The 7,113-nt window shown below is 59.0% G+C and carries 4 protein-coding genes; all 4 read right to left on the reverse strand.

Annotated features, from left to right (window positions below):
• Positions 1-13 precede the first annotated feature (13 nt).
• Entirely contained in the window at positions 14-799 is a 786-nt protein-coding gene (locus EA795_RS16570) for a Crp/Fnr family transcriptional regulator (RefSeq protein WP_122078445.1), read from the reverse strand.
• A gap of 232 nt (positions 800-1,031) precedes the next feature.
• Complete coding sequence (locus EA795_RS16575) at positions 1,032-2,510, reverse strand: porin family protein (RefSeq protein WP_122078447.1); 1,479 nt, start codon at positions 2,508-2,510, stop codon at positions 1,032-1,034.
• 156 nt (positions 2,511-2,666) lie between these two features.
• Positions 2,667-3,704, reverse strand: a complete 1,038-nt coding sequence (locus EA795_RS16580; RefSeq protein WP_147456317.1) for a HupA family protein — start codon at positions 3,702-3,704, stop codon at positions 2,667-2,669.
• A 27-nt stretch (positions 3,705-3,731) separates the two neighbouring features.
• Positions 3,732-6,956 (reverse strand): TonB-dependent receptor domain-containing protein, encoded by a 3,225-nt coding sequence (locus EA795_RS16585; RefSeq protein WP_122078451.1) that lies wholly within the window; start codon positions 6,954-6,956, stop codon positions 3,732-3,734.
• Positions 6,957-7,113: the final 157 nt, after the last annotated feature.

Genomic DNA, 7,113 nt, shown 5'->3' on the forward strand with positions numbered 1-7,113 from the left:
GACGGCAATCCACTCAGCCAGCACGACCCAATACCTGCCGGGCATAGTTGCAGCAATCGAACAGGCTGCTGCCCAGGTGTGTCGTAGGTTCCGCCTGCTCGAACAGCAGGTTGGGCGATGGCAGTTCGACCGCCTTGCAGAGCTCCTCGATGTTCAACAGTACCAGGTCGGGGTTGCGCCCACCGATGAATCCCGCGCGCCTGAAGGTATTCAACTGGCGCGAAAAGGTTTCCGGGGTAATGTTCAACTGGCGTGCCAACACACCATGACTGGCCGGCAACGTCAGCCAGGCACTGCGCTGCTGCATGTGCAGATCCAGCAGGTAGACCACCAGACGCTGGGCCGAATTGCCGATGGTCAACAGATCGATACGGTTGAGCGACTGGGAAATCCTTACGGCCATGCCTTCCAGCATCGCGATGCTGAAATCCGGCGAGGTCCGGCATAGTTCGAGCAATCGCGCACGCGGCAGGCGATAGACACTGGAGGCAACACCGGCGCGCGCCGACAGTGGATAGCGGCAGGGCTCGACGAACATCGCGGTTTCCGCCAGCAGATCACCGGCTTCCATATTTCGGAAGATCTTGTGCTCCCCCGTATAGCTGGGCCGGTACAGCACCACGCTGCCCGATTGCACGAGAAAGAAATACGCTGCCTTGTCGCCCATGCGGAACAGGTGCTGGCCACTTTCCAGCCGCAGCAGAGAAGCACCGTCGAGCAGGGATTGCAACGCTTCCCGGCCCACCTTGGAAAAAACCGGTGAGCTGGCAAGCATATGGATCAGACCTGGCGCCTTCATGGCTCGTTCGCACCCGGATGGGGACGCACGCCACTCCTTCCCGAAAGCCAATCGGCCGGTATCGGTCCAGATCCCAGGCAGCGCCCCAGTTAATGAGAAACATTATCAACGGCGAGATACTACTCCATTTTCCGTCGCTTTGAAGTTGATAATTATCATTCGGTACGGCAAAGCCTCTACACAGCGATCCGATGACGGTCCAAACGCCTCGACACGAAGACTCGGCAAGCCCTCAGAAGCTCTTGCGCAGCATCAGGCTCACCTCCGTCTGCTCGAAGCCGAACGCCCAATCCAGATTGCTGTGGTTGATGCTGTGCCGCACGCGCAACTCCGGAACCAGCCCGGCGACCTGCCAGGCGTTCACCCCGGCGCTGAGGATATACACCTGCTGCTTGTCGTACCGGCGTTCGCCGAGGAAGAAATCGTAGGCATCGTTGCGGCTTTCCCGGTAGATGCCCAGCGCGTTGACGAACAACCCGGCGCTGCCGGCAAAGAGATGATAGACCCCGCCGCGCACGGCCCAGTCGCGGCTGCTGGCCTGATCCACCTCGTACTTCTTGCGGGTGAGGCTTACGCCGCCGTACAGGCTGGTGCGGGTGCTGGGCGAGAAGGAGGCGAACAGGTTCCACTGGTACTGATCGTAATCGGCACCGGTCAGCAGGCCCTGCGAGCTGTATTCGTAGCGCTTGGCATCCAGGCTGGTGCCCAGCTGCCACTGGCGGTTCAGCGAGTGGCTCCACTCCAGTTGCAGGCCATGGGCCAGGTAGTCGCTGGCACGGTTGCGGTAGTAGTGCTCGACATAGGGAGCGAGCGAGATATTGTCGCGGGCATCCAGGTACTGGTAGCCCGCCTGCAGGATCGCCAGGTTGTTGCTGTAGTCCTTGATACGGGAAGTCGTGGACGGATCGGTCGTCGAATAGTAGTTGCCGTAGCTGAGGGGACGCAGCTGCAGGTTGTGGTTACCGGACAGGTTGAAGCGGCGCTGCAACGACAGCTCGTAGTTGACCATTTCGGAATCGATGGCCTCGGGCATCCTGCGCTCGAAGAAACAGATGCCGGCGAACTCGCTGAGGCAGCTGTAGTGGCCATTAGCCTGGTTGATATTGTCGTTGTAGCCCCAGCCTAGCGCCGCACTGCCATGCCAGTCGGCACGGATTTCCATCGCCAGGTGATACTGCTGGATCAGCATCTGTACCTCGGGCGGCAGCCCCGCCTCCAGCGCCCTGGCAAAGCCCTCCCGCGCGCGCTTTTCCTGGTAATCCTCGAACCACAGGCGCGCCAGCTCCAGCAGGATGCGTGCATCCCGCGGCTCCTGTTCACTGGCCAGCTCCATGCGCTGCAACGCCAGCGGATAGTCCCCCTCGAAGCGCGCCAGCAGGCTTTCCGCCATGTTCGCCAGCGCCGGCCGATGCCCCGGCAGTTCACGGTAACGGGCGATGAAATCCGGCAACTGGGTCCACTGGTTGGTATTGATGGCCACGTAGATGGCCGGCGTCAGTGCCTCCAGGGTGCTCGGCACCTGGTAGCGCCGGCCCTCGTACATCAGCGTACCGGGCGGTGCCGCCAGCGCCTCCTCGGCGTGCGCCTTCTGCTCGATACTGCGGCGGGTCTGGTCCTGCAGAAAACGCGTATCGTCGTCATCGGCCCGGACGCCGGGCGCGATGAGGCACGCCAGCGACAGCAGCCAGACGGCCCTGAAACGGCAAGACATAGGGAATTTCCACAAAGGATGTGCGTGCAATAGAATGGAGGCCGGCGAACCGGCCTCCACAGGTACCCCTCCCAAGCGATACCGAACGAGACTCCATCCGGCATCGCCCTGTTTGACGCTCTTCACTGGTGGCCGCCAGTGGAGAGTGGTCAAACCTTAGGGGGTGATGGTGCCGCTAATCTTGCTGCCGCCGAAGGCGACGTCGTCGGCAACACTGGTACCGCCCTTGTGAATACCTGCCAGGGCTTGTGCGCCATTGTAGAAGCGGCCCTCGATATCACTGCCACGCGTGAAGCGGCCGTCGTTATGGATGGTGGTTCCCGCGAAGTCGACATTACTGCTGCCTGCGCGAGTCAGCGTACCACTGATACTGCCCGAGCCTGAGCCATAGCTAGCCGTCAACGTCCCCTTGTAAAGGTTCGGATTATCCGGCGTACCGCCAGCAGCAGTCCCCACGCCATTGATACCGACCACGCCATAGGTAGCGTTGATAGCCGTTGGCATATTGGTGTTAGTCACCGCATTGTCACCCACATACCAGGCGGTACGACTGGCGCTGCCCATGTTCAGGTCGGTGCTATTGCTCGGCGGGGTGCCGGCAGCGCGCGGTGCCCACTCGCCAAAGTACACGCCACTGCCCACCGCCAGGGGTGTTCCACTGGCATTGGCCACCTGGCCGATCACCAGCCCCCCGAACTGCGGGGCCAGGGATATCTGGGTGATTTGCCGGATACTGTTGATGGCGAAATTGGCACCATTGCTCGAATCGGTGGCATTCCAGACCTGGGCGATATTGATCGGCAGCGGCAGCATGCCGATATCCGCGGGCCTCATGATCGTGCCGTCGCCCCGCGCAGCAATGGCCGTATTCGAGCCCTTGATCGGGCCGCCGGCCAGATCGATGTAGGAGCCGGCGCCACTCAGTGCCACACCAGAATTGCCACCGCCAAAGAGGCTGTGGTTCGATGCACCCACGGCCACACCCGCACTATTGGAGGTTCCCCCCAGAGGCGCAGCCAGCGCAGCACCACTCCCGACCATAGCCATTACAGCTAACGCCAATGTCGATTTTTTCATTTTCATATCCTCTTGGTTGAGATTAAAAACGGCTTGTTTTTTACGAAAAACAAGCAAAAAAACGTCGGGAACGTTTTTTGACGTCGCGGTAGCGACGACCCGCAGGGTGGTCGCCAAGGATGGCGGACCACAAAAAAACCGGAATTAGAAATTGACCTTCAAACCTGCGGTGAGCGTGCGCCCCGGCCCTGGCAACAGGGTCTTGGCCATCGGGTCCAGGTAGTACTCATCGGTCAGGTTGGTCACGCCCAGGTTCAAGGCCACCTGCTTGTTCACCTCGAAGTTGGCATACAGGTCATGCAATAGAACCGAGCGCCAGTAGAAGCCATCCTGGTTGCCGTTCCTGAACCAGGCATCCCGCGCCAGGGCGCTGGTAACAGAGGGACCGGCTTCCGAGGCCAGCAGGTCGTCCAGCTGGCTGTTTTCCGCACCCGCGTGGTACACGCTGCGCCAGCCCAGCTCCAGCCGCTCATTGAACAGCCGGGTACCCAGCAACAGGTCGATGGAATATTTAGGTTGCAGGCTGTTACCGCTGTAAGTACCGGGGAAGCCGCCGGTCATGCAGGTGGGAATACGGTTGTAATAGGGATCGAGGCTCGATGCGTAGTCCTTGTCACAGAGTTTCTGGTTCAGCCGGTAGGTGGCACCCAAGCTGCCAAATACCCGGCCCGTATCGAAGCGAGACTGCAACTCCACACCGCTGGATTTCTTCTTGTCGAACTGGATGCTGTCGTAATACAGACCACGATCGATAAAGTCCTCGATCTCGGTGTTGTAGTAGCTGATACGCACGTCGGCAAAGCCCAGGCTGGGTAAGAACTGAGTCAGGTCATGGGCGTAACCCACCTCCCAGTTGGTGCTGCGCTCCGGCTTGCTGGCACCTGAAGCCAGGGTGCCAACGGTACCGGCCCCATCGAGAACGGCGCTGGAAGTCAGTTCGTTGATGCTCGGGAAACGAGTGGTTTGCGCATAACGAACAAAAGCGGTACCGAAGGGCGTGATTCTGGCGGTTGCGCTCAATACCGGGCTGAAGGCATCGCCCGATTGCTCTTCCGGCATTTCCCAAGCATTGCCTGCATGAATCTCCTCATAAACCGCCGTACCATAAGGACTCGCGGCCTTGACTCTTTGATCCGCCACACCAGAGCCCTGGACATCCTCTACTGTTTCATAGAGCTTACTGACATCGATCTCGCCATTTACAAATGGATTTTTCGACGAGTCCATCTTCCCATTTTTAATTGGAACAATAACTTCGTTTACCCAATAACTAAATTTCTGCCCATGTTGCGGAGTATTATTTCCATGACGTATAGAAATTGTTCGCCCACCGGAGAATTGATCGGCTGCCGCCCTCGCCGCAATTAATGCTTCGATCTCAGGCGTCACAACATTATTAAGGTGCCAGTCTGGAAGGTATGGCTCTGCAGCCACAGCGGCATTATAGACATCGTCAGCTAAACGCTTAGCCGTTTCATATTCCTCATTTGTCAATAACTCCTCCCACTCCAGCTTCACGCCAGTTTGACGCTGAGTCGCCTTATAAAACGCATCTTGCTGCCGCCTACGCTTGGCAGTTCCCGTATCCTTACCGGTGTAATGCAAGTAGCGGGTGCCTGCCGTTACAGTGAGCCAGTCGGTGGCTTGCCAAGCCAGATTGAGCATGGCCGAGTATTCCTTGCGCTCGCCGGAGCGCGGGCCGAGACGGTCGGTTCCGGTATGCAGATAGACGCCGTCCGGCAGCATGCTGGTGGTGTCTCGATTGCTCTGCTCTACCCGCTCATCCAGCTTTTCCTGCTGGTAACTGCCGCCGAGGGTTAGTTGCAGGTTGCTGGCCAGGATCATCTGGTTGCTGAAATCGAATCCGGTGCGGTCATGAGTGGTCCATTGCCGGCCAAGGGGAATGATGGTGCCGTCGTGATCGGGCTCAGGAAACATCCACGCGTTTTCAGCCCACCAATCAGCACCCAGCCATTTAATGGCGTCCGCGCGCGTCGACTCCCATAAACTCAACTGGCTTCTTTCATCGTCCGTGAGATCCAGTCCCCAGGGCGATATACCCGTTTGATAGCGGGTGCCCTTCGCCTTGGTCTGCCACAGGCTGGTTTCCAGATTCAGCCACTTGGAGTCCTTGGGCTTTATGTCGTAACTCAACTTGTAACTGTCGAGCCTCAATTCCGAGCGCGGATCTTCGTAGACGAAGTTGCGCATGTTCGCCCAGTCGAGATCCGGCTGGGCTTGCTCCGCACCCTCTCGATAGGCATACATCAGCATCGAGCGACCGGGCGTGGTTTCACCGAAGGTCGTATCGGTACGCATGAATTGCAGGCCCAGCTTTTGTTCGTTGGGCAGGTACCAGTTGTTCTTTATCAGGGTGGTTTCGGTTTCACTGGAGGTATTGAACACCTCGCTGCCTGCGGCATATACCTTGGTCAGGTTCGGGATGTACCTGTCGGTCGTATCTTCAGCGAAGTGGGGATGCCCCGAATATCTATCGGCATCGTGCTTGCCCGCATAGTAGTTCCCCGAAGTACGCTCGCTGCGCGACAGCAGAATATCGACGAACTCATTGCGCCCGGCAATGGCCAGCATTTCCGAGTGATCATCGAAGTTAAGCGTCTGGCTATCGCTTCGGGTGCGTGCCGGTGGCGTATCGATATTGATGCCATCCAGGTTCGCCCGTTCTGCGCCAGGAAGGCTGCGATAATCCTGACCGTACACCGAGGCGGCATCGAACCGGGGCTTGCTGGTATTGCCCGAGGTTTTCAGGTTGGTTTCGATACCCCAGCTATCGCCTTCGGGGATGATGTCGCTGGCTTCGATGGTGCGGATGTTCACCGCCCCGCCCACGCCGCTCTTGATGCCCCGGCTCAGCGACGGGCCTTTCTCCACTTCGATGCTGCGAAACAGCGCCGGGTCGACATAGCTGCGGTTGCCCGCCCCGACGAAGTGCAGCCAGACGTTGGTGGATTGCTCGGTGCCGTCGATGGTCAGCGGCGTGCGCCCCTCGCCGGTGATGCCGCGAATATTCGGGGTGATGGCCTGGCTGCTGCGCGTGTCCATGCTGTAGACGCCGTTCATGCCCTTGAACACGTCGCCGGGGTTGGTCACCTCGAAGCGCTGCAGTTCCTCGCGGCCCTTGTAGACGCTGGTGACGTTCTCCTGATAGACCTTGTCATGCCCCTCGGCGTCCTTGTCCTGCCTGCCGATGACCGTGGTCGAGGGCAATTCGAGCTGGTAATCCCCGGCGACTTCTTCCTCTCCAGACTCCGCTTGCTCCACGGCGTCCGCCGCTTGTATCAGCGCTAGCGGGCTGAACATGTACAGGCTCGATATCAGCAGCGCCAACTTCTTTGGCGTGAACGGCATTGCAATCCCTCCCCAGAGATAACTAACGCCTGAAGCGTCCTCGGCCCAGGCAAATGAGAATGATTATTCTTAGCGAGGAGGACAAGGAAGACCTATGACAATTGTCAACAGGTCGGCAAGATTGTCAGGCTGGAGGCTGGAGGCTGGAGGCTGGAGG

The organism is Stutzerimonas nitrititolerans, from assembly GCF_003696285.1.
Classification (GTDB): Bacteria; Pseudomonadota; Gammaproteobacteria; order Pseudomonadales; family Pseudomonadaceae; genus Stutzerimonas; species Stutzerimonas nitrititolerans.

Excerpts from the sequence above, each read along its gene's own strand:
- EA795_RS16570 (WP_122078445.1), bottom strand. The coding sequence starts at position 799 with ATGAAGGCGCCAGGTCTGATCCATATGCTTGCCAGCTCACCGGTTTTT.
- EA795_RS16575 (WP_122078447.1), bottom strand. The coding sequence starts at position 2,510 with ATGTCTTGCCGTTTCAGGGCCGTCTGGCTGCTGTCGCTGGCGTGCCTC.
- EA795_RS16585 (WP_122078451.1), bottom strand. The coding sequence starts at position 6,956 with ATGCCGTTCACGCCAAAGAAGTTGGCGCTGCTGATATCGAGCCTGTAC.